Annotated in this window: 22 protein-coding genes; 13 read left to right on the top strand and 9 right to left on the bottom strand. The window is 37.7% G+C overall.

Annotated elements, in window-relative coordinates; all coding sequences use genetic code 11:
• Positions 1-118 precede the first annotated feature (118 nt).
• The 3 genes from LW137_RS00590 (at position 119) to traF (ending at position 4271) form a co-directional block, all read left to right on the top strand.
• On the top strand, positions 119-1729 hold the full coding sequence (locus LW137_RS00590) for an ABC-F family ATP-binding cassette domain-containing protein (RefSeq protein ID WP_233032489.1): 1611 nt from the start codon (positions 119-121) through the stop codon (positions 1727-1729).
• A gap of 93 nt (positions 1730-1822) precedes the next feature.
• Positions 1823-3136, top strand: a complete 1314-nt coding sequence (locus LW137_RS00585) for an aminotransferase class V-fold PLP-dependent enzyme (protein ID WP_233032488.1) — start codon at positions 1823-1825, stop codon at positions 3134-3136.
• A complete protein-coding gene (gene traF / locus LW137_RS07200; protein ID WP_233032487.1) occupies positions 3129-4271 on the top strand; it encodes a conjugal transfer protein TraF in 1143 nt (380 codons plus the stop codon). The genes LW137_RS00585 and traF overlap by 8 nt, the downstream gene beginning before the upstream one ends.
• Here traF and LW137_RS00575 read toward each other — a convergent pair.
• Positions 4268-5155 (bottom strand): aspartate carbamoyltransferase catalytic subunit, encoded by an 888-nt coding sequence (locus tag LW137_RS00575; RefSeq protein WP_233032486.1) that lies wholly within the window; start codon positions 5153-5155, stop codon positions 4268-4270. The genes traF and LW137_RS00575 overlap by 4 nt on opposite strands.
• Before the next feature lie 82 nt (positions 5156-5237).
• On the opposite strand from LW137_RS00575, the gene LW137_RS00570 reads away from it, so the two are divergent.
• From LW137_RS00570 to LW137_RS00560, 3 genes are read left to right on the top strand one after another with little or no spacing between them, the layout of a single operon-like run.
• Positions 5238-5723, top strand: coding sequence for a hypothetical protein (locus tag LW137_RS00570; protein ID WP_233032485.1), 486 nt, complete (start codon positions 5238-5240; stop codon positions 5721-5723).
• On the top strand, positions 5720-6424 hold the full coding sequence (tlyA, locus tag LW137_RS00565) for a 23S rRNA (cytidine-2'-O)-methyltransferase TlyA (RefSeq protein ID WP_233032484.1): 705 nt from the start codon (positions 5720-5722) through the stop codon (positions 6422-6424). Before LW137_RS00570 ends, tlyA begins: the two co-directional genes overlap by 4 nt.
• Complete coding sequence (locus LW137_RS00560; protein WP_233032483.1) at positions 6393-7220, top strand: bifunctional riboflavin kinase/FAD synthetase; 828 nt, start codon at positions 6393-6395, stop codon at positions 7218-7220. The genes tlyA and LW137_RS00560 overlap by 32 nt, the downstream gene beginning before the upstream one ends.
• Here the strand turns inward: LW137_RS00560 and LW137_RS00555 are convergent.
• The 3 genes from LW137_RS00555 to tsaD all read right to left on the bottom strand — a co-directional run bounded on the left by LW137_RS00555 (position 7209) and on the right by tsaD (position 12495).
• Positions 7209-8375: a pyridoxal phosphate-dependent aminotransferase gene (locus LW137_RS00555; protein WP_233032482.1), complete on the bottom strand. Its 1167-nt coding sequence runs from the start codon at positions 8373-8375 to the stop codon at positions 7209-7211. The two genes, LW137_RS00560 and LW137_RS00555, sit on opposite strands and share 12 nt — an antisense overlap.
• A gap of 81 nt (positions 8376-8456) precedes the next feature.
• Positions 8457-11423 carry a S8 family serine peptidase gene (locus LW137_RS00550; RefSeq protein WP_233032481.1) on the bottom strand — a complete coding sequence of 989 codons (2967 nt, stop codon included), beginning with the start codon at positions 11421-11423 and terminating at the stop codon, positions 8457-8459.
• A 61-nt stretch (positions 11424-11484) separates the two neighbouring features.
• A complete protein-coding gene (gene tsaD / locus LW137_RS00545) occupies positions 11485-12495 on the bottom strand; it encodes a tRNA (adenosine(37)-N6)-threonylcarbamoyltransferase complex transferase subunit TsaD (protein WP_233032480.1) in 1011 nt (336 codons plus the stop codon).
• A 74-nt stretch (positions 12496-12569) separates the two neighbouring features.
• Between tsaD and LW137_RS00540 the strand changes: the two genes are divergently transcribed.
• The 7 genes from LW137_RS00540 (at position 12570) to LW137_RS00510 (ending at position 18708) form a co-directional block, all read left to right on the top strand.
• Complete coding sequence (locus tag LW137_RS00540; protein WP_233032479.1) at positions 12570-13586, top strand: agmatine deiminase family protein; 1017 nt, start codon at positions 12570-12572, stop codon at positions 13584-13586.
• Complete coding sequence (coaE, locus tag LW137_RS00535; RefSeq protein WP_233032478.1) at positions 13562-14194, top strand: dephospho-CoA kinase; 633 nt, start codon at positions 13562-13564, stop codon at positions 14192-14194. Before LW137_RS00540 ends, coaE begins: the two co-directional genes overlap by 25 nt.
• Positions 14195-14320: 126 nt before the next feature.
• On the top strand, positions 14321-15643 hold the full coding sequence (locus tag LW137_RS00530) for an NCS2 family permease (protein WP_428845611.1): 1323 nt from the start codon (positions 14321-14323) through the stop codon (positions 15641-15643).
• Positions 15644-15646: 3 nt separating this feature from the next.
• Positions 15647-15913, top strand: coding sequence for a flagellar biosynthesis protein FliQ (gene fliQ, locus LW137_RS00525; protein ID WP_233032477.1), 267 nt, complete (start codon positions 15647-15649; stop codon positions 15911-15913).
• The gene (locus LW137_RS00520) at positions 15913-16689 is read left to right on the top strand and encodes a UDP-N-acetylmuramate dehydrogenase (protein ID WP_233032755.1); all 777 of its coding nucleotides are present in this window, start codon (positions 15913-15915) and stop codon (positions 16687-16689) included. Before fliQ ends, LW137_RS00520 begins: the two co-directional genes overlap by 1 nt.
• A gap of 92 nt (positions 16690-16781) precedes the next feature.
• Positions 16782-18221: a catalase gene (locus LW137_RS00515; protein WP_233032476.1), complete on the top strand. Its 1440-nt coding sequence runs from the start codon at positions 16782-16784 to the stop codon at positions 18219-18221.
• Complete coding sequence (locus LW137_RS00510) at positions 18211-18708, top strand: ankyrin repeat domain-containing protein (protein ID WP_233032475.1); 498 nt, start codon at positions 18211-18213, stop codon at positions 18706-18708. Before LW137_RS00515 ends, LW137_RS00510 begins: the two co-directional genes overlap by 11 nt.
• Here the strand turns inward: LW137_RS00510 and LW137_RS00505 are convergent.
• The 5 genes from LW137_RS00505 to ispG are packed head-to-tail and all read right to left on the bottom strand — an operon-like array spanning position 18703 to position 23812.
• The gene (locus LW137_RS00505) at positions 18703-19728 is read right to left on the bottom strand and encodes a glycosyltransferase family 9 protein (RefSeq protein ID WP_233032474.1); all 1026 of its coding nucleotides are present in this window, start codon (positions 19726-19728) and stop codon (positions 18703-18705) included. The genes LW137_RS00510 and LW137_RS00505 overlap by 6 nt on opposite strands.
• Positions 19721-20419 carry a DUF4276 family protein gene (locus tag LW137_RS00500; protein ID WP_233032473.1) on the bottom strand — a complete coding sequence of 233 codons (699 nt, stop codon included), beginning with the start codon at positions 20417-20419 and terminating at the stop codon, positions 19721-19723. Before LW137_RS00500 ends, LW137_RS00505 begins: the two co-directional genes overlap by 8 nt.
• Positions 20419-21498, bottom strand: coding sequence for an AAA family ATPase (locus LW137_RS00495; RefSeq protein WP_233032472.1), 1080 nt, complete (start codon positions 21496-21498; stop codon positions 20419-20421). Before LW137_RS00495 ends, LW137_RS00500 begins: the two co-directional genes overlap by 1 nt.
• 1 nt (position 21499) lies before the next feature.
• Positions 21500-22747: a glutamate-5-semialdehyde dehydrogenase gene (locus tag LW137_RS00490; RefSeq protein WP_233032471.1), complete on the bottom strand. Its 1248-nt coding sequence runs from the start codon at positions 22745-22747 to the stop codon at positions 21500-21502.
• The gene (ispG, locus tag LW137_RS00485) at positions 22748-23812 is read right to left on the bottom strand and encodes a flavodoxin-dependent (E)-4-hydroxy-3-methylbut-2-enyl-diphosphate synthase (protein WP_233032754.1); all 1065 of its coding nucleotides are present in this window, start codon (positions 23810-23812) and stop codon (positions 22748-22750) included.
• Positions 23813-23816: the final 4 nt, after the last annotated feature.

Below are 23816 nucleotides of genomic sequence, written 5' to 3'. Positions count from 1 at the left end.
TTTGATTTGAAAAATTCAGAATTGATTAGATGGGAAAAGATCTGCATTTTGCACTCATCAAATAGAAGTTTGAAATAATATAATTTTGACTTAAGAAACTATGATTAAGGGTTCAGTAATGTTACAAACGATCAATTTGACGATGCGATATGCGACAAAAAAACTTTTTGAAAATGTGAATCTTAAACTTGATAGCGGGAAGCGTTATGGGTTGATTGGGGCAAATGGTGCAGGGAAATCAACTCTTCTTAAGATTTTGAGTGGAGAGTATGAAGCAAGCAGTGGTGAAGTGGTCATCAATCCCAATGCGAAGCTAGGTGTTTTGGGACAGAATCAATATGCTTTTGAGGATTTGAGTCTTAAAGATGCTGTTTTGATTGGGAATAAGCGTCTTTATGATGCAGTAAAAGAAAAAGAAAAGCTTTATATGGAGGCTGATTTAAGCGATGAGAAAGTCAATGAACGCTTAGGTGAGCTTGAGATGATCTGTGCTGAAGAGGATCCGATGTATGAATATGATGTCGTGATTGAAAAGATTTTGCAAGATTTAGGTTTCCCAATAAGCCAACAAGATGAGCTGATGAGCACTCTTACTGGGGGAGATAAATTTAAGATCTTGCTTGCCCAAGTCCTTTTCCCAAAGCCAGATATCCTTTTTTTAGATGAGCCTACCAACAACCTTGATTTGCACTCGATTGCATGGCTTGAAGAGAATCTCAAACGCCACGAGGGCACGATGGTAGTCATTTCTCACGATCGACACTTTCTCAATGAAGTATGCACGCATATTTTAGATGTGGATTTTGGGACTGTAAGGGAGTTTAGTGGGAATTATGATGATTGGTATATTGCTTCTACGCTTATTGCCAAGCAACAAGAAGCAGAGCGCAATAAAAAGCTCAAAGAAAAAGAAGAGTTGGAAAACTTTATCGCACGATTTAGTGCCAATGCAAGTAAGGCCAAACAAGCAACATCGCGTCAAAAACAACTTGAAAAGCTTGATATTCAAGCTTTGGCGGTTAGCTCAAGGCGTGATCCAAGTATTGTCTTTAAACCCAAAAGAACGATTGGAAATGAGGCTTTGGAATGTGAGGGAATCTCTCATGCATATGGTGATAAAAAGGTTTTGTGCGATGTGAGTCTGAAAATCTTGCCTGGGGATAAAATCGCCTTGATTGGTGCCAATGGGGTAGGAAAAAGCACACTTTGCAAGATTCTTGTAGAAGAGCTTAAGCCTATGAGTGGAAATGTGAAGTGGGGGGCAACAACCCAAAGGGGTTATTTTCCTCAAAATGTGAGTGAGGAAATCAAGGGCGAAGAAACGCTTTATGAATGGTTAAGAAGCTTTGATAAAAAAGCAGATAGCAATGAAATACGCACTAATTTGGGGCGTATGCTTTTTAGTGGGGAAGAGCAAGAAAAGAGTGTGAATGCTTTGAGCGGGGGCGAAAAACATCGTATGGTATTAAGCAAGCTTATGTTAGAGGGTGGAAATTTTTTGGTGCTTGATGAGCCGACAAATCATCTTGATCTAGAAAGTATTATTGCCTTAGGAGAGGCACTTTATAAATTCAATGGAAATGTGATCTGTGTCAGCCATGACCGAGAGTTGATTGATGCATATGCTAATAGAATCATTGAACTCAAATTTGGAGAAAATGGTGCGGAAGTGATTGACTTTCGTGGGAGTTATGAAGAGTATTTAGAAAATCAGCAGAAGAAAAAATAGAGATTGTGATATTTTCAAAAAAGAGGGTGGAGTAGTTTTGGATATATGAGAAAAATCCATAGTAGAATTTGAGTGTGAAAATCGGAGAAAACATTGAAAAAACTAAATTTATTTGCACCCCTTTTGGATAAAGAGAAGGATCCAATCCTTCAATGTCGAGAATCTATAATTCTTTCTAAAAAAGCACGCTATTTTGATTTTACGGCCTCAGGACTTGCGATGTCTTTAGTTCAAAAGCGTTTGCAAAAATTCCTACCTTTTTATGCCAATACGCATTCTAATAGTGCAGCTCATTCGATCTTGACAACAGAAGTTTATGATGAAGCAAAATGCAAGATTAGAGAGTGCTTAGGATTGGGAGATGATTTTGCATTGATTAATGTGGGAAGTGGATCGACTGGAGCAATTAAGATGTTTCAAGAAATAATGGGGATTTATATTCCTCCAAAAACAAAGCAGATTCTAGCTCCCTATCTTGATCATCTTGCGTTGCCATCTGTGTTTGTGGGATCTTATGAGCATCACTCCAATGAGATTAGCTATCGCGAAGGCTTGTGTCATCTGACAAGAATCCCGCTCAATGCTGAGGGTTTGATTGACCTTGAGATTTTAAAAGACAAGCTAGAACGAACCTCCAATCAAGTGATTGGCTCTTTTAATATCTCCTCAAATGTCACAGGGATCATCTCTCCATATGAGGAAATCTCTCAAATATTGAGGCAAAAAAAAGGAGCGATTGTCGCTTTTGATATGGCAGCTAGCTCTCCTTATATGAATATCCCAAGCACTCTTTTTGATGCCTGCTTTCTCTCACCTCATAAGCTTTTGGGAGGTGTTGGTGGAAGTGGGTTGCTTGGGATTAAGAAAAATCTTATTGATACAAGTTTGGCACCTACATTCTCTGGTGGGGGAACGATTAGAAACTCTAGTAAGCTCAAACATGAGTTTTTGGACGATATTGAGCAAAGACAAGAATCAGGAACTCCTGCAATCTTACAACTTCTCACATCTGCTCTTGCTTATCAGCTTCGTAATGAGGTGGGATTGGATTTGATTCACACTAGAGAAAGAGTGCTGACTAAAACACTTATTTCTGAGCTTCAAAATATCCCTGCATCAATTGTTTATGGGAATCTTGAGGCAGATCGTTTGGGTGTGGTTTCATTTAATATTGGAGGAATCTCTCCTTATGATTTGGCCTTGGAGCTAAGCTATCAGTATGGGATACAAACTCGAGCGGGATGCTCGTGTGCTGGCCCTTATGGATGTGATCTTTTTGGATATGATGATGAGCTCAAACAAAAGCCCTTATGGCTCAGAGCAAGCGTGCATTGGAGTCATAGCCTTGAAGATCTTGAATATTTCATCGAATCTTTAAAGAAAGCGATCAAAAAACTTCGTGCTTAAGCGGTTTGTTTTATTTCAAGGGGTTTGTTTGTCTTTGTGGGGGATGGGATTTACTGCGATGGGAAATGTTTCTACCTCTCTTGGGGGTGCGGGAGTTGCCCTAAGAAATTCAGCATGGGGGCTTTATTATAATCCTGCTTTGCTTGCAAGTGATCCTAGGAGTAAATTTTCTTTTAGTGCGGGGCTTTGGCTTTCCAAAAGCGATATCAATGCTTTGCTTGAAATTCCTCTTGATGCAAGCCCCCAAGAAATTTCAGAAATCTTTGCCTCACTTAAAAATCCGCGCATTGGTTTGCAAACTCAAATGGGAGTTGTTGCTCAAATTGGAGGGTTTTATCGCAAACAAACCACTGCATCCCCTGATGAATATGGCCGATTGATTAGCAAAACGATTGAAAAGCAGATGAGTGCTTTTGCAATAGGAGCTTTTGCATCATCTAAGACAGATATTGGCTTAAGCGATTCTGGAGGGAAGCAATATGATGCCCATAGTTTTGGGATTGCGCTTATGGAGATACCTATAGGCTATGCTTATAAGCTTGAAACTTCATTTGGGGATTTTAATTTTGGACTTGCTTTGAAATATATGCGTGCTGTGTTTGATGGTTCTTCGTATCAGGGGGATGTGCATGGAGGTATTGCAATTCAAATTCCTAATTTTTTAAATATGAGTCCTGCACAAAATTTTGGAATCGATTTGGGATTTTTGTATTCGATTGCTGATGTGCATATTGGATTGAGTGCTAAAAATATCAATCTCCCCACCTTCAAAACAGCTCATCGATCTTTGAGATTGGATCCTTCTTTGAGAATGGGGGTTTCTTATGAGTTTTTAAAGCACTATGTCGTCACTTTTGATGCAGATTTGTTGCCTCAATCATTCTCAAACTCTATCCTTAAAAGTCATCAGATTGCCTTTGGAATTATGGGAGATTATAGTTTTGTAGATTTCCGTGTTGGAGTGGGAATTGATGCATTGAATTTTGGAGATTCAAAAGTTGCATTAGGTTTTAATCTCTATGGAATCTTGGATATTGTGGGGGAAATGGGATTTAATTTTGCAAAAACAGGTGGATCTGAAATGGCATTGCCAACCAATTTTGGGATCAAAATTGGAAGCACATTTTCATTTTAATCTATAGGGCAACCTTGATGGATGAAGAAATCCATAACCGCCATCCGCACAAATACCCCATTTTGGACTTGCTCTAAAACCTTGCTTCTTGGATCATCAAGAACTTCATCAGAAATATCGATATTGCGATGAACTGGTCCAGGATGAAGAATGATCAAATCTCTGTCTTTAATTTGATTTTTTGTGATGCAAAAGTCTTGTGCGTAATCTTGCAAACTTCCATAGGTTTGAAGAGAGTGCCGTTCTGTTTGAGTTCTAAGGCTAATGAGGGCATCACATGTTTGAATCGCTTCACAAAGATGATGTGTATAGGGAAGGGGACTTGAGGGCAAAAAATGTGGAGGAGCGACAAGAAGGATTTCTGCCCCAAAGCGTGGAAGAAGAGAAATGTTACTATTAGCAACGCGTGAGTTTTTGATATCTCCAACAATGGCGATCTTTTTTCCCTCAAGCGATCCAAAGTGTTCTAAAAGTGTCATAAGATCTAAGAGTGCTTGAGTGGGGTGAGAATGTGCACCATCTCCTCCATTGATAATCGGACAGGAAACTTTGGGAGTAAGAAAATACCCAGCTCCTGCTTTGCTGTGGCGGATTACAATCGCGTGAGGATTCATAGCATTGAGATTAGCCGCTGTATCTCGCAGTGTTTCTCCTTTGGAAGTGGAGCTTCTAGAGATATCAAGTCTAATAACTTCTCCACCCAAGTTTTTTATAGCCATCTCGAAGCTACTAAGTGTGCGCGTAGAGTTCTCAAAAAAAGTTGTGATTACTTTTTTGTCTTGCAGTGTTTTGCTGATTTGCCCCTTTTTGTATTGTTTGGCTTTTTGGAGAATATGTAGGATTTCAGTATTGCTTAAATCGTTGATATGGATAAGATGACGCATAAAAACTCCTTTTAAGTTAAAAGTGATTCTAGCAGGCTTCAGAAATTTAGGCTATGTTAAAATACAACTTTTGAGGTGATTTGTGAAGCATTGTGTTGGAATCTTTTTTATTTTTTTTCTTATGGGGTGCAGTAATTTAAGCAATCCAAGATTTTCTGAAGGATTTTATGAGGAAAAACGCCTGCAGTTGACAAGAAAAGCGGATTTGATTGAGAATGGAAGAGCTTTGCTTGTAGCCTTTGTAACCTATTTGAGTGATTTGGAGAGTGGAAAATATCCCAAAAATGAAGTTTTTCTTATAGAGGTTGCTTTTGAAAGCGACAAAATTAAGCCAAAAGATATAAGCTTTTCTCTTTTGGGAAAAAAGCCCTTGAGTGTCAAAAAACTTTCCCCAAAAGAAGAACAAGCACTTAGGGTTTTTCGACATAGCCCTTGGAATCAGGTTTTTCTTGTTTCTTTTGATGCGGTATCCCCTGTGGATATTACCAATGTTGTTTTAAAGATGCATATACGCAAAACTCAGGAATTGGTTTTTGATTATAGTTATGTTGTGGAAAATGTGCTGTGAGGCTTGATCGTTATTTGTATGAAAAGAAGATAGCCCAAAGTCGACAGAAAGCTCAAGAGCTTATTGCAAGTGGTCGAGTTTGGATTGAGGGCAAGCAGATTTTGAAAAGTTCGTTTGATGTTGGTATGGAAGCCTGCATTGAGCTTAGGGATGGTAGGCAATGGGTTGCAAGATCTGGAGACAAACTTTGGGGATTTTTGCAATCACAGCAGATTAATGTAGAAGGAAAATGTGCTTTAGATATTGGATCAAGTACTGGAGGATTTAGTGAGGTTTTGTTGAATCTGGGGATTGCTTCTGTTGTATGTGTAGATGTGGGAAGCCATCAATTGCACCCAACAATTAGAGCAAACCCTAGAGTAACAATCTTTGAAAATCAAGATATTCGTGATTTTGTTCATCAGCCTTTTGACCTTGTTGTGTGTGATGTGAGCTTTATCTCTCTTGATTTGATTTTGCATAAAGTCTATGAGCTGACACATAAAGAGTGCATTTTGTTATTCAAACCCCAGTATGAAGTTGGGAAGATGGCCAAGAGAAACAAAAGAGGTGTGATTGTGGATCAAGAGCATATCAAAACAAGATTAGATGAGTTTTTAAACTTTGCTCATAAGATCGGATTTGCGATTGAGTGTGTTCAAAAAAGTGTTCTTAAAGGAAAAAATGGAAATGAAGAGTATTTCATCTATCTCTCCAAGTGAGATAACAAGTCTTTGTATAGGGAAATTTGATGGAGTGCATATTGCCCATCAAATGCTTTTAAAGCAAAATGACAGAAATGGGGGAGTTTTGAAGATTGTGATGGATGTTCCGCCATTTTTGACTCCTTGCCAAGAAGACTATATTTCTTGTCCTATTTTTCGGATAGATCTTAAAGAGATCAAAGAGATGGGGGCAAGTGATTTTTCTCTTTTTTTAAAACAGAGATTCCCAAAGCTTGCAAAGATTATTGTGGGATATGATTTTCGGTTTGGGAAAAATCGTTCTTATGGAATTGATGATTTGAGAGCATTTTTTGAAGTCTGTGTTGTGGATGAAGTGAAAGTAGGAGGTGTTTCTGTGCATAAGCAAAAGATCATCTCGCATCTTTTAGCTGGAGAGATATTAGAAGCAAATGCTATGCTTGGCAGGCGATATGAAATCAAGGGCCATATTATTAGAGGGCAGGGAATTGGGAGTAAAGAATGTGTGCCCACTCTTAATCTTGAAGTGCGAGATTATGCCCTGCCCAAAAGTGGAGTTTATGCGACTTTGAGTGAGGTGGATGGCGTTGTTTATAAGAGTGTAAGCTTTTTGGGTCATCGTTTGAGTAGCGATGGTCAATATGCGATTGAAACACATTTGCTGGATGCTTGCATTGTGCCTAAAGTGCAAGAAGTCAGAATCTCTTTTGTTGATTTTATAAGAGAGAATAAACGCTTTGAGGCACTTGAGTTGCTTAAAGAGCAAATTCAGCGAGATATTGAACAATCTCGCTTGCTTTTATCAAGATTCTAAAAAGTCTTTTATTTTTTCAATTCCTTTTTGTAAGTTTTCTATAGAGGTGGCAAAGCTCATCCGCACATATCCTTCTGCTCCAAATGCAATCCCAGGCACAAGAGCAACGCCTTGTTCTTCAAGCAGAGCTTGAGAGAACTTCATACTATCCCCTTGGAATCTTGATGCGTGGTTAATGTTGATAAAGAGATAAAAAGCCCCATCTGGACAATTAAGAGATAAGGATGGAATAGAGGAGCAAAGTTTGTAGGCAAGATCACGTCTTTTGAGGAATTCTTCTTTCATCGCTTGAATTTCTTCTTCTAAAGAAAGAGCGACAATGGAGGCAATCTGAGTAAAGGAGTTGATATTGCTTGTGCTATTGCCTTGAAGATTGTCAATACAAGAAAGCAATGTAGAATCTTTGCACGCCAAATAGCCCATTCTCCATCCAGTCATTGCCGTAGATTTGCTAAGTCCATTGATGGTGATTGTGCGTTCTAAAAGATCGCTAGAAAGCGAGGCAAGAGAGATGAAATGATTGCTATAAGTTAGTTTTTCATAAATTTCATCGCTAATGACCCAAATATCACTCCCTTCAAGAACTTTTCCTAAGGCTTGAAATTCTTCTTGTGTATAGAGCGATCCTGTGGGATTGCTAGGGGAGTTGAGGATCAAAAGCTTAGTGCGAGGGGTGATTGAAGCTTTGAGTTGTTGAGGAGTGATTTTGAAATTTTGATCTTGAGTGGTAGGAATAAAAACGGGAGTGGCTTGACAAAACTTGGCAATCTCAGGATAGCTCACCCAATAAGGTGCGGGGATAATGACCTCATCATGGGGATTGAGAATTGCACACATTGCATTAAACAAAGAGTGTTTGGCTCCATTGCTGATGATGATCTCTTTGGGAGAATATGAGAGTTGATTCTCTCTTAGAAGTTTTTGAGCTACAGCTTCTCTGAGCTCTGCAATTCCACTGACTGCAGTGTATTTGCTAAAGCCATTTTCAATCGCCTCAATGGCTTTGTTTTTGATAGGAGTGGGGGTGTCAAAATCAGGCTCTCCTGTGGAGAAATTAATAATCTCCTTCCCACTTTTGGCAAGACTTTGGGCTAAAGCACTAATAGCTAATGTATTAGATGGAGATAGAGCAAGGGCTCTTTGGGAGTATTGCATAGGATAATCCTTTGGGTGATTTTGTTTTGGATTTTATCGAAACTCGAAGTATTGAGAAATGCCTTGTGGGGAATTATGATGTCAAAATCTCATTCCTAGTCCCAACTCTCCATTGGCACTCCAAAAGTTTTTTGCTAAATCCGTATTGATTTTCAAAGAGGTGATGAATTGATGAAAAGTATATGAAAAACTTGCTCCCACTTTATATAAATCAGGCTGAAAACTATAGCGTTGTTGTAATGCAAGTTGAGGAAAGTCTTGAAAATAAGCTTGGTTTTTGAGGTGATTTCCTATGAGATGTCGCGTATAAAATCCAAAGATTCCAAACCTCAATGTGCGATTTTGATAACCAAGTTCTAGTCCCATCACAGCATCTAAGAGATTGAAATGAGCTTGCAAATAGGATTTGTTGAATGTTTGATTGCTTTTTGATTCTTCCCAATCTTTTTGATAAAGATAAAAATCTTGTAAAAAAACCATAGGGGAGATAAAAAATGAATCAAATGTATAGCTCTTTCCAACTCCTAAATGAGCTGATAATAAGAGATGATGATAATTTCCTTTTTTGTTATCTAAAAAAAGAATGCGATGTTGAAAGGTGTTGTAAATAAAGCCTGTTGTTATGCCTCCAAAGAGTTCAATGTGATTAAAATCATAACTTATGCTTGCTCCTCCAGAAATCATTTGTGAGTTGATTGTTGAGGGTTGATCTTGTGTATAAAGATTTGAAAAATGTCCAAAGGCAGAGAGCGTGAGTTTAGGAGAGAGTTTTGTTTTGCCTTGAGCAAGAAGAGAAGTGATATAAGATGAGTATTGCAAATCTTTGACATAGGAAAAGGCTGGAGTCAAATTCCACTGAGCTTCTTTGGAAGATTCTAAAAGAAGGGCAATGTTGCTAAGGGAAAAGCGAGCCTGTGTGCTTAAAATTTCTTTTGTGTTTTTAAGATACAAGTTTCCATCTAAGCCCTTTAGAGATTCTGCATATTGAGAATAGGGAGCAGTATCAATATGGGCAAAATAATTCTTATAAGATTGTGCTAGATTTGCATTTTGAACAATATCACGCAAGATTTGATCTAGGTTGCTCTCAATATCTTTGAGTGCATAAGCGTCCGATTTTCTTTGAATAAGGATATGTGAGGGGTCTTTAAGAATGAAATGGATAGATTGAGAGAGATTGGATTGGACAGAGATATTAGAAAAGTGTTTGATTTGTGTTTCTAGATTCGTTTCCAAGAGGATCGGGATAAGGTCACCTTCTGCATAGAAGCGATTTTTAAGGGGAGTATAGAGTAGAGATCCCCCATTGATTGTGTAATGCTTTGCTTTGAGTTTAGAGTGATCTGATGAGTGTATATTGTCTTTATCAATTGTTCCAAAGTGGATTTGGAGCGTTGCTTGTGGATTTTGTGTATAGCCTCCATCTATGCTCAGAGTGTCAAAGTCGTGATTGCCTGGACTTAAGATTCCATAATTGAAGATATCTTTTTTGATCGTCCCATTACCTTGCAGTGTGCCTTGTTTTTCAATATAAACTGGACCATATAAGATTCCTCCACTTAAATCAGATTTTTTATTGAGTGCAATTGTCCCTTCTTGTATTAGTGTTGCTCCCCGATAATGATTTTCTCCTGTAAGCTCTAGTGTTCCTTGACCTTGTTTGACTAACCCTACATTAAAATCTCTATTTGCTTGAGGAAGAGCGTTGAGCGCGTTTGGATGATGGTATTTTGAGTCCCATTTTCTTTGATCGATATTGTTAGAAAAAGTCGCACTATATCCTTGTGTATCAAAACTATAAAGAAGAGCCTGATCTCCTGTGGGGAGCGTATAAATATCTTCTTGATTTAATCGATTTGCATCTAAAAGTGCAATACCCTTTAGGGCATTTTCAATATCCAAAATCCCCTGTCCAAAGACCTCTTCTTTTGTGAGATTTTGAATGAGATTTGCAGTTCCCTCAAGAGGGCTTAGAAGGGCCTGATTGATCTCGTCGAAAGAATAGCCAGCATTGAGCAAATCATTTCTTGCTTGATTTATAGATGGAAGTGCTCCAGAGTGATTGATGTAGATAATTGTATATTTGGGGATCTTTTTGAGATATGTTTTTTTAAGAACAACTTGAGGGGAAATATAGTCTTTGTTTGCTGTGCTTAGAAGAATATCTGCAATTTGAGCGCCATTAAGAAAGGGAAATTTTTCCAAAATAAGAGCAGAAGCTCCACTCACCATAGGGGAAGAAAATGATGTTCCATCGCTCTTTCCGATTTCTCCTCCAACTTTTGCAACAGAGACATTGACACCAGGAGCTGAAAGTGCAAAGAGAGAGATTCCTTTAAATCCATTGCTAAACTCCGCCAAAGCTTTGCTTTGTAAAACGAGTTGCCCATTTTTATCTTTGCTAATGTATTTAGAATCAATTGCTCCAATTGCTAGCCACGCTCGAAGACTTTCATCATAGCGCGGAAGGGTCGCAGTGATAGATCCTGAGCTCATTGCACTATTGCCTGTACTAAATACGCTTAAAACTTTTTTCTCACGCGATAGTCTTGCAAGATCTTTGACATAAGGAAGTCTTTGAATGGTTTGCATAATTAGTCGAGGTTGATCTAGATTTTGATTTTGAATCAGAGTCCCATCAATTTCTTGAAGTCTCAAAACGGGATAGATTGGATATCCCCAACTATTATTAATGACTTTGATTTCTTTGTTTTGAAAATAGTTATAGGCTTCATATCCTTCATAGGGAAGGCCAAAAAATTTAGCATTGAAAGCTATTCCAAAGGGCTGATTCCCCATCTTTCCACCTACTGCGACACTTGCAACTTGAGTGCCATGTCTTAGATCAAGAGATGGCAATACTTGGATAAATTGGTTGCGAAGAAGAGGATGCTGGATATCAAATCCAGTATCAATAATCCCAATAGAAATATTTTTTCCAGTTATTCCTTGTTGCCAAGCACCTTTGACATTGATAAGTTCAAAATCTTCAAGGGCAAAAAGAAAGCTAGAAAGGGTGAGTGCAGGAAGCAAAAAAGAGGTTTTCATAAAAGTTTCCAGATGAGTAATTTTTTTGATTATATCTTTTTTTGAAAGAATGAAGAGGTTTTTAAAACTGAGTGTTGCGTGGGGAAATTTCAAGATTATAAAGGTCGCTGAAGTTTTCCTTTTTATATTCTTCGATTCCCACACGCCCAATCATGGCCGCATTATCTGAGCAGAATTCAAGAGGAGAGAGCAAAAGAGAAGTGTTGAACTTTTTGCATAAAGCTTGGAGTTTTTCTCTTAGATGAAGATTGGCACTTGCTCCGCCAACAATTGCAAAATGTCTGATTCCTTCCCCTTTATCGTGTTTAAATTGAAAATAGAGTTTGCATTTTTGCACAATATGTTCACAAGCACTTTTTTGAAACGCATAGGCAAGAGCATTAGCATCTAGATTTTCTCCTTGTTTTTCAATCTCTAGACGCACTGCATTTTTAAGTCCAGAGAAACTAAAAGCAAGTTCCTTGCTGTGCTGAAGAGGGATGGGAAGATGATAAAGTTCTTTTAAACATTGCTGTGCTAAATCTTGAATGATAGGACCCCCAGGATATCCAAAGCCTAGCATTTTCGCAGTCTTATCAAAACTTTCTCCAAAGCTGTCATCTTTGCTTTGGGCAACGATACAGATCTCTTCTTTCGTTGCTTCTAAAATCATCGTATGTCCTCCCGAAACAAGCAAGACGCTTAAGGGAAAAATACTTTTTTTTTGATTGATAAAAAGTGAATAAATATGACCTTTGAGATGATTGATGCTTAAAAGAGGGATATGAAGACTAATAGCTAGAGTTTTGGCCATCATTAGTCCCTCAATCAATGTCACGCTTAGGCCTGGCTCTGTTGTAACAGCAATTGCCTTGATAGGTGAAAAATCCCCATGAAGAAAGTTTTTTAGATTTTCTAAAATGAGAGGGAGTTTTTGTGCGTGCAAGCGCGAAGCGAGCTCTGGGACAATTCCTCCATAGGCACTATGAGCATCATCTTGGGAGATTTTTTGATGAAAAAGGAGCTTGCAATCTTTGATTGAAGTCAAGGCAAGAGAGCTATCATCGCAACTGCTTTCAATGCTCAGAATCAACACATATCCTTTGAAAGAAAATTTGTAAAATTCTATCAAAAAGTATTTGGTGACATAAGCAAAGGAGAGTGTAGATGAAGCGTATGCGAGCAGAGTGGGAGAAACAAAGAGCGATTTTGATGGCATTTCCTCATGCAAAGAGTGATTGGAATCTATCTTTAAAGGAAGCAAGAGAAAATTTTTTAGAGATTATTGAGACAATTTTAGGATTTGAAGATGTGGTGGTATGTGTTGATCCTAGTGATTTGGAAGGAATGGAAATTTTAAAGAGCTTTTTTTCGCATCAAATATTAGAGAAAAAATTAAGAATCTACTCTATTCCTTGTAACGACACTTGGGCTAGGGATTTTGGAGCCATCAATTTAGAAGAGGGGAATCAAAATGTCTTGCTTGATTTTATGTTTAATGGTTGGGGACTTAAATTTGCAAGCAATTGGGATAATCAAATCAATCAAACTCTACACATAAAGGGAGAATTTGGAAATGATGAACTAAGGAAAGTAGGGATGATTTTGGAGGGTGGAAGTCTTGAGAGTGATGGAGGAGGGGTGATTTTGACAAATACACAATGCCTTTTAGAAGGCAATCGCAATGCATGGTTATCTAAAGAAGAAATTGAGGCGCAACTAATGCAGAAATTGGGGGCTAAAAAAATTCTTTGGCTCAATCACGGTTATCTTGCAGGCGATGATACAGATAGTCATATCGATACTCTAGCAAGATTTATTTCTCCAACACAAATTGCCTATGTGGGTTGTGAAGATCAAAATGATGAGCATTATGAAGAGCTTTTAAAGATGGAGGAAGAACTTAAGGCTCTTAGAAATTTGAATGGAGATCCCTATGAGTTGATTAAGCTCCCTTTTGTTTCAGCTATTTTTGAAGAGGGTGAGAGGCTTCCTGCAACTTATGCAAATTTTTTATTTGTCAATGGCGGACTCTTGGTGCCAACTTATGGAGATAAAAATGATTCTTTGGCCTTGGAGATTTTACAGAATGCCTTACCTCACCTAAAAGTGATTGGAATCTCTTGTAAAACACTCATCAAGCAACATGGGAGCTTACATTGCATCACAATGCAACTCTATTAGAAAATCAAGTGATTGATTTTTCTCTTTTGAAATATGCCTATGCAATCAGTGGGGGGATTGGGAGCGGGAAAAGCACGACTTGTTTGATTTTGCAATCGTTGGGATATAAGGTTATTGATGCAGATAAGATTGCTCATCAAGTTTTGGAAGAAAAAACTCAAGAGCTAGTGAGAGAATTTGGTGAGATTATTTTAGAGGATGGCAAACTTTCAAGACAAAAGCTGGGGAAAATTGTTTTTGGCGATGCAGAAAAACTCAAAAGGCTTAATCAGATTCTTTCTAAAGCGATTCAGGAAAAGCTCTATCAGACTTGCATGGAGAAAGAAAAAGGTCAAAAAATTTATTTTGTAGAATTGGCATTGCTGTTTGAGCAAAGGGAGATTTATAGCTTTGCACATACTTTGCTTGTAGCTTGTTCTAGAGAAAAGCAGATTTGGCGCGTAATGCAAAGAAATCGCTTAACAAAAGAAGAAGTTGAGTTACGAATCCAAGCCCAAATGCCCTTGGAAGAAAAAATCAAAATGGCAGACCATATCATATGGAATGAAGAAGGAGAGCAGGAGCTCAAAGAAGAAATTTTGAGATTGCTAAATCTTCTCAAGCAATAACTCTTTTTCTATGGATCTGGACACAGGAGTGTGGGGAAAACGATAAAGGGGATTTGCTTAGGAGTCTTGGAGACTTTTGAGTAAAATTTGATTTTTTGGAAGCCTTATTTGCATAAAGGAGTTATTTTGAGCTTTTTGGATCGTTATTTTGGTATCACTCAAAGTGGTAGTAATGTAAAAACGGAGTTGATTGCAGGCTTTACAACTTTTATTGCCATGCTTTATATTGTTCCTGTTAGTTCATCAATTCTTTCTGATTCGGGAATGCCAAAGGGGGCATTGATCACAGCAGTTACATTAGCCACAGTTGTAGCAACTTTGCTTAGTGGGATTTGGGCTAAGGTCCCTGTAGCAATGAGTGTTGGCATGGGATTAAATGCTTATTTTTCTTATGGAATGGTTCAGGGGATGGGACTTTCTTGGGAAAAAGCTTTAGGCATTGTATTTCTTTCTGGAATCATTTTTTTGCTTGTATCGCTGACCAAAATTCGCACGTGGTTAATCAATAGCATTCCTCGCGGTTTAAGATTCGCGCTTGCTGGAGGATTGGGGGCCTTTATCTGTGCTATTGGTCTAAAATCACTAGGGATTATTGCAATTTCTCCTATCGGCTTACCTGAACTTGGAAGTCTCAATACTCCTCAAGCTTGGATTGGGATTTTGGGTGTGGGGATGATTTTGTGGATGAGTGTTAAAAAAATTCATGCCTCTTTTATTCTTGGAATCCTGTGCTGCTCTCTTATTGCATGGTTTTTTGGGCTTGCTCCATTGCCTCAAGAAGTGTTTTCAATGCCTGATTCAATTGCCCCTATTGCATTGAAGTTTGATGTTGTTGGGGTTTTGACTCTTGCATTGATTCCGACAATTGTTTCTCTTCTTGTGCTTGATTTGTTTGATTCTCTTGGGACATTAGCTGGAGTGGGAGCTAAGATTGGATTGTTCCAAAACAAAGACAATCAAGGCGATAAGCTTTTGGAAAAAACACTTGAGGCTGATGCTGCTGCGACTGTCATTGGTGCAAGTCTTGGGGTGAGTACGACAACGAGCTTTTTAGAAAGTGCAAGTGGTGTGAGTGCTGGTGGACGAACAGGATTGACTTCAATATTTTGTGCTTTATTTTTTGCTTTAAGTTTATTTTTGTTTCCCATTTTTGCTTCTATTCCTTCTTTTGCAATTTATCCAACGCTGATTGTTGTGGGTGCGATGATGTTTTTGGAAGTCAAAAATATTGATTTTTCAGATCTCCCTATTGGAATTTCCGCATTTTTTGCTATTGTCCTGATGCCTTTGACTTATTCGATTGCCAATGGTTTGGCAGGAGGATTTTTGGTTTATATCCTTTCTTGCCTAGCATTAAAACAATATCAAAGAATCAATTTGGGAGTTATTGTGCTTGGAATCTTAAGTATTTTGCCTATTATTGTGCATGGAGTATTTTTAAAGGGTTAATTTATGGAAGCAAAATTAATGGCTTTGGCGATTGAAACCTACAAGATTACCTTAATGATTTCATTGCCTATGCTTTTGGCAGGGTTGATTGTAGGGCTTTTGGTGAGTATTTTTCAAGCAACAACCCAAATTAATGAAATGACTTTGACTTTTGTGCCCAAAATCTTGGCTGTTATTGTTGTTTTGATTCTGACTTTACCTTGGATGTTGCATGTTGTGCTTGACTATACTAAGAGCATTTTTGATTTAATCCCTAGTTTTCCTTTTTAATTATGCAAAAAGTGATTGATTTTTCAAAACATACAAGCTTAAAGATTGGTGGGGAGCATTGCGTTCGCATTCTTGAAGAAGTTGGCAAAGATTTTGATGAGAGATTGATAGGAGGGGGAAATAATATTTTGCTTTCTCCAGACGCCAAGTCATTGTGTATGCTTGGAAAGCAATTTGATTATATTAAAGATCAAGGTGATTGGATTGAAATTGGGGGTGCTACAAGTAGTGGGAAAATTTATAGCTTTTTTAAGAAAAATAATTTATGGGGAGTGGAATTTCTGCGAGGACTTCCAGGAAAACTTGGTGGACTTGTCAGAATGAATGCGGGTATGAAGAGCTATGAGATGAAAGATGCTTTATCTAGTGTATATGTTGATGGTGTATGGAAGAGTATCGATCAATTTGATTTTAAATATCGTCAAAGCGGAATAGATGGAGTGATCTATGGAGCAAGGTTTAAAAAAATCACGGGTTTTAGATATGAGCTTATAGAGAGCTTTGAAAATATGCGTCAAACACATCCACATTTGCCAAGTTGTGGGAGTTGCTTTAAAAACCCTCATGGGGATTATGCGGGAAGGCTTTTGGAGAGTGTAGGACTTAAGGGTTACTCTTTGGGGGGAGTAGGGTTTAGTCAAAGTCATGCAAATTTTTTGGTCAATTTGGGAAATGGAAAGTTTGATGAGGCAATGAAACTTATCTCTTTGGCTCAAAAGCGCGTATGGGAAGAGCACGGAATCTTTTTGGAGTGCGAAGTTATCATTTTGAAATAAGAAGAATGATTTAAAAATAACATTTTGTTTATTTTAATTTGCTTTGATAATACAATCATTATTAAATGATAATTATTATCAAAGGGAAAAAAATGAAAAAACTCACAAATGATTTTGGAAATATTGTTGCTGACAATCAAAATTCACTGACTGCTGGTCCCCAAGGTCCACTTTTAATTCAAGATTATATTTTATTGGAAAAATTGGCTCATCAAAATAGGGAAAGAATTCCTGAAAGAACTGTCCATGCAAAAGGTAGCGGTGCATATGGTGAGCTTAGAATTACTGCAGACATTTCAAAATACACCAAAGCAAAAGTTTTACAAAAAGGGGAAGTTACACCTCTTTTTTTGCGGTTTTCTACTGTTGCTGGAGAAATAGGGGCTGCTGATGCGGAAAGAGATTTGAGAGGCTTTGCGATCAAGTTTTATACAAAAGAGGGCAATTGGGATATTGTAGGAAACAACACCCCTGTTTTCTTTGTGCGAGACCCTTATAAGTTTCCTGATTTTATCCACACTCAAAAGCGTGATCCAAAGACAAATTTAAGAAGTGCGAATGCGGCATGGGATTTTTGGACATTGTGTCCAGAGAGTTTACATCAAGTAATGATTTTAATGAGTGATCGTGGAATTCCTGCAAGTTATCGCCATATGCATGGATTTGGAAGTCATACTTATAGCTTGATCAATAACGAAAATCAAAGATTCTGGGTGAAGTTTCATTTTAAAACTCAACAAGGTATTAAAAATCTTACAAATGCTCAAGCAGAATCTTTGATTGCCAAAGATAGAGAAAGTCATCAAAGAGATTTGTATGAAAGTATTCAAAAAGGAGAGTTCCCAAAATGGACTTTCCAAATTCAGATTCTTGCTGAAGATGAGGCGGAAAAACTGGGATTTAACCCATTTGATTTGACAAAAGTTTGGCCACATCATCTTGTTCCATTGATTGAGATAGGGGAAATTATTCTTAATAAAAATGTAGAAAACTATTTTAATGAAGTAGAACAGTCGGCATTTAGTCCAAGCAATATTGTTCCTGGGATTAGCTTTAGTCCAGACAAAATGTTGCAAGCAAGGATTTTTAGCTATCCTGATGCACATCGATATAGAATCGGAACAAATTATCACCTCTTGCCAATTAATCGTGCTAAATCTGAAGTTAATACCTACAATGTGGCTGGCAGTATGAATTTTGATACTTATCGTAATGCCCAAGCATATTATGAACCTAATAGCTATAGCGATTCTCCAAAAGAGCACAAAGAATATTTGGAACCGGATTTAAAAATTGGAGAAAAAGCTCAGCGCTACGCTCCTTTAGATGAAGACTATTATTCTCAGCCAAAAGCATTGTTTGATCTTATGAATGCTCAGCAAAAAGATCAGTTGTTTGAAAATGTAGCAGCCTCTATGGATGGAGTAGATTCTATAGTCATTCAAAGGGCTCTCCATCACTTTGAAAAGATTTCTCCTTGTTATGCTGATGGGGTAAAAAAAGCACTTGAGAGACTAAAGCATGCAGATTGATCTTACTCCAGATGAAGAAAAAAGATTTCATGAGCTTTGTTTGATGGCATTTGATTATGCGAGAAAAGATGAAGATCAGAATCTGAAAATTATGCTTGATGCAGGTTTAAATGTTGATCTTAAAACTCACAAAGGCGATACTCTCTTGATGCTAGCTAGCTATCACAATTCATTAAGGAGTGCTAGATTATTGTTAGAAAGAGGCGCCTGCGTGGATTGTCCTAATCATCGAGGACAAACTCCTCTTGCAGGAGTTTGCTTTAAGGGTTATTTTGAGATGGCAAAACTTCTCATTTCTTATGGAGCTAATATTGATCAAAATAATGGCATGGGGATGACACCCTATGCTTTTGCTGTGATGTTTGGACATGAAGAATTGGCAAAATTCTTATATTCTCATTCTCATCCAAGCTTGCTTAAAGAAAAAGCCTTAAAGATTCTTTTGGGTTTAAAAAGGATATTTGTAGCTAGCAAAAAAGGATTATAGATACGGAATAGAAGGAAGAATGGATTTTAAAAGTGCCATTGTTTGATCAAGAATCTCTTCCTCTTCTTTTGGAGTAATCTGATCCTTGGGACTTTTGATAAAAACATAGCGCTTATCTTTTGTTTCCCATTGAGGAATGTGCGTTTTGGGATAAAGTCCAATTGTGGGAATGGATAGGTTTGAAGCAAGATGAATAATTCCTGTGCTTGGGGAAATAACGCAAGTAGTGTGAAAGATAAGCTCAGCAAGATTTAAAATATCCTCATCATTTTCAAAAATGATAAGCGAATGGAGTTTTGTGTGTTGTTGAAAATGCTTCAATGCCTCATCAAATTCTTGTGTGACTTTGGAATATGTAACTATAAGCGGAATACAAGATGGAAGAGTGGAAACATAATGGGCAAGTTTTAAATATGCTTCTATGGAAAGATTATGTGAAGAAGTGATGGCAAAGGGGTTGATAAGGATAAGATGATCTCCTTCTTTCACGCTTTTTTGAAGAAAATTTGAGATTTTGTTTTGATGTGTGATTGAAGTGCAGATTTTGGCTTGAGATAAAACGATTTTTGAAATATGTGAATCAAAAAGCTTTGGATTGATAAGACGCACAAGAAATAGTGGCTTCTCTCGCATTGAGGCATTGCGATATCTGAGAAATGAAAAAATGGAAGGAGTTTTGCATTTTTTAGAAAGTAGGGCCGGAATTTTTGTGGGAGTTAAGATTTTGAGAACATTGCTTTGAAGCAAGGGAGTGAGGTAAATCTTGGTGCATTTGGGCAATATAATATAGTCGAGATTGCAAGAATTGATGAGATCAAGATGAGATCGAATGTCATTTTGGATGTCATATACTTCATCGACAAAATCACAGTGAGCTAAGAGATTTTTAAATAATGCATTGCCAAAGACAAATAACTCACAATGATAAATCATCTTGAGTGCATACAGAGATTCAAAAGTGAGGATATTGTCCCCAAGTCCATGAAAATATATAAAGCCGATTTTGAGTGTTTTAGTCATATTTGAATTCCGAAAGATTTGAGATTGTTTGACAAAGTTTTTGAAAATGTTTGCATTTTGATCGTATGTTTTCTATTCCAATCGACTTGGCGATCTTTGCACCATGAAAAACTTTTTTGTAATTCAAAATTGATTCTAAGCGATGAGATGGGCTAGTTTCTTTGGAGTTATTGATTAGTTCTGGATTTTCAAACTCTTTGGTGATTGCCTGAAGAGCTTCTTTGAGTTTGATATTGTCGATCCACTCCGCATCTCCTAAAACAATTTTGTCAATATCGCTAAATAGTAGGCTTTCAAACTCGTGGGGTTGTATATGTGGAAAGAATCGTTTGGTGTATGTCAAGTCCTCTTCCAAGCTTTGAGAAATATCCCCCAGAAAGGCTTCTTCTAGATGAGTGATTTTTGCATATAGATCGTTTTTACTTTGAGCTTCATTAAAGGAGGGAAAATCATTGTTTAAAGCATAGTAATCAAAAAATGTAGTCACAAATGCTGTTTTATCTTCCCTTAGTTTGCTTAAAATAAAGTTTTTTACTCTTTCATAGGTAAGTCCACCACCCTTATGTCCTTTGGAGGTGGAAATCAGTAATGGGGTAAGATAAAGAAAGAGTGGATGGAAAAATGGAGCCAATGCATCTTTGACAAATTTTTCCTCTGTTTGACCCTCGCAGACGATAAATATTCTTGTCACTATGGTCGTCCTCCGATAAGATTGCTTTTCCAAATTTCACCCAGAGAATAATCTTCTAGCCAAATTTGTAGCTCTGCATTATTTAATCTTCTAAAAATGGAAGATTGATCTTGGTTTCTATCGACAACAATGATATTTTCAGGTTCAAAGAGATTGATAAGTTCGACAGATTGTGAGGAGATGATGAGTTGTTTTTTTTGTGAGGCTCGTTTGATGATTTCACTGAGAAGATTGATTGCATAAGGATGCAGTCCAAGCTCTGGTTCATCAATAATGATTGTTTCTGGCATAAGTTCAAAAGGTTGAAGCAAAAGCGTTGCAAGGCAGATAAAACGCAAGGTTCCATCAGAGAGCATATGTGCTTTGAAAGGTGTGTCTGGATCAGATTGTTCAAACCACTCTAGTTGAATAACTTCAGAATCCCTAAAAACAAATCCTCCAAAGAATGGAGCAACAGATTGGATTGCTTCTATGATTTGGTTGTAATGGCTTTGATAATCATTGTATAGACGCTTAAGATAAGCACAGAGATTTTGAGCATCAGATTTCAAAACCAAATCATCAATGCTGGAGCATGTTGCTTTAATTGGTGAAGTCTCTCCCGTATCGTGAAAATGATAGAGTTTCCATTCTTTGATTCCCTTTTGACAATAGTGTGCAACTAGAGTGGATGAAGAAAGATTTTGAGCATCTCGCAGATTGCTTTCAAATATAGAATCGCCGATGGGATATGAATGTTTGTAACCTGGCGGACAATAATGTAGAGACTCATGTTTTATGAGTAGCTGATTTTCTTGTGTAGGAATGAGTGTGATATCATAAGCATTTTCTCCAAAAACAAATTCCAAATAGATTTCCTGCGTTTGTTTGCGTCCAAAATGAAGAAAGCTATCCATTCCCTTATCTGCGACATGAGCTTGAAGTTGGCGATTGTGAATGAGATTAAGAAACTTAAAGATGGAAATAAAATTACTTTTTCCCACACCATTTGCTCCAATAAGAATATTGAGATGACCAAGTGGGAAATTTTCTAGTGACTTGATAGATTTATACCCTTGAATTGTGATTTGATTTAGCATATCAGTTCCTTGTTTGCCAAGAGCCATAGATCTTGTATTTGTAGGTTGTTAGCCCCTCAAGTCCTACAGGACCTCTAGCGTGGAGTTTGTTAGTAGAGATTCCAATTTCAGCCCCAAAGCCAAACTCCCCTCCATCACTAAAGCGAGTTGAAGCATTGACATAGACACACGCTGCATCAATACTATCAAGAAATGTTTCAGCACTTTCTTTTGATTGAGTGACAATCGCTTCTGAATGCTTAGAGCCATAAGTATTGATATGCAAAATTGCTTCTTCTAGGCTTGAAACAATTGCAATATTTAAAACATTATCCCCATATTCTGTATAAAAATCTTCTTCTGTAAGTAATTCAAGAGGAATTTTGAGAATCTCTTGTATTTTTTGATCAGCTTTAAGTATTGTGTTTTTTTGCACAAAGGCTTGATGGAGTGGAGGCAAGATTGTTGGAGCAATGTCGCGATGAATAAGAAGTGTTTCGATGGAGTTGCATGTAGAGGGGCGTTGGGTTTTGGCATTGATTGCGATTTGAATACTTTTTTCAATCGGTGCATCTTTGTGAATATAAAGATGGCACACTCCCTTGTCGTGTTTGAGGATGGGGATTGTTGCGTGTTGAGTGACAAATTTAATCAATCCCTCTCCTCCTCTAGGAATCAACAAATCAATCCATTGATCTTGCTTAATCATTTGCAAGACGCCCTCATGCGTATCATCTACCAACATGCTAATGCATTCTTTGGGAAGCTGATGAGAGAGTAGAACTTCTTGCAGGATTTCTAAAATGGCTTGATTGGAGTTTTTTGCCTCCTTTCCTCCCTTTAGAACGCACGCATTTCCACTTTTGAAGCAAAGGCAAGCACTATCACTTGTCACATTTGGACGCGATTCATAAATGATCCCAATCACGCCAATTGGGACGCTGACTTTATGAATTTCTAAGCCATTGTCTTTCTTCCAATTTGCAAGTTTTTGGTTAAGCGGATCGGGCAGTAGGGCGATTTGTTCGATGCTGTATGCCATTGAATGAATTTTTTTTTCATCAAGCTTTAATCTCTCAAGCATAGCGTAGCTTAAAGAGTTTTTTGCATTTTGAAGATCCAAAAGATTGGCTTGAAGAATTTTAGAGCTTTGCTCTTGAATGGCGCAAGACATCTGGAGCAGAATCTGCACTTTGAGTGAATGGGGAATTTTTTCTAAGATTTTTTGTGCTTGATGAGTCTTTTGAAGTTGAGTTTGTAGATTTTGCATTTATTCTTGTCTTTGCTTGGCCATTGCTTCAACTTCAGCAACAAAGGCATCTAAAATTTGATCCTCTTTGAGCTTGCAAAGAATTTTTCCTTCTTTGATAATAAGTCCATCACGATGCCCAAAAGCTATAGCAAGATCTGCATGTTTTGCTTCCCCCAACGCATTCACTGCACATCCCATTACACTAATTTGAAGAGGAGTTTTAATGTGTGCAATACGCTTCTGCACTTCTTTAACAGCACTCACCAAATCAGCTTCAATTCTTCCACAGGTTGGGCAAGAGATGATTGTGATTCCTTCTTTGAGACGACCACTATATCGCAAGATATTACGCGCAACATTAACCTCTTCTTCAAGTTCTCCTGTGATTGAGACGCGCATTGTATCCCCAATGCCCTCAAGCAAAAGATTTCCAAGTGCCATAGCACTTTTGATCATTGAATGCTCCAAAGTCCCAGCTTCTGTTACACCTAGATGAAAAGGATAGGGGAGGTCTTTTTGGGCAAGCAGACGATAGGCTTCAATTGTTCTTATAACATCGCTTGCTTTAAGCGAAATTTTCATTTCTTCAAATCCAAAATCTTCCAAAAGTTTAATGTTATATAGTGCAGATTCCACCATTCCTTTGGGAGTTGCTCCATATTTTTCATCAAATTGTTTTTCAAGACTTCCAGCATTGACGCCAATACGTATAGGAATCTTTCTTTCTTGACAGGCTTGCACAACTGCTTTGATGCGTTCTTTGCTTCCAATATTTCCAGGATTGATCCGAATCGCATCAACGCTTTCTGCAGCAATCAATGCAAGCTTATAGCGAAAATGAATATCAGCAACCAAAGGGAGAGGAGAAAGAGATTTAAGCTCTTTTAGGGCTTGTGCATCTTTTTCATCACTTACTGCAACGCGCACAATTTGACATCCAGCAAGTGCCAAACGATTGATTTGATCAATCGTAGAGTGAATATCGCAAGTTTTGCTGAAAGTCATACTTTGGATTGCGATTGGATGATCTCCCCCAATAGGAACATTGCCAACATGGATTGTTTTTGTTTTGCGTCGATTCATTGCT

This window comes from Helicobacter kayseriensis, assembly GCF_021300655.1.
GTDB lineage: Bacteria > Campylobacterota > Campylobacteria > Campylobacterales > Helicobacteraceae > Helicobacter_G > Helicobacter_G kayseriensis.
This window is presented reverse-complemented; position numbering and strand designations above follow the sequence as displayed.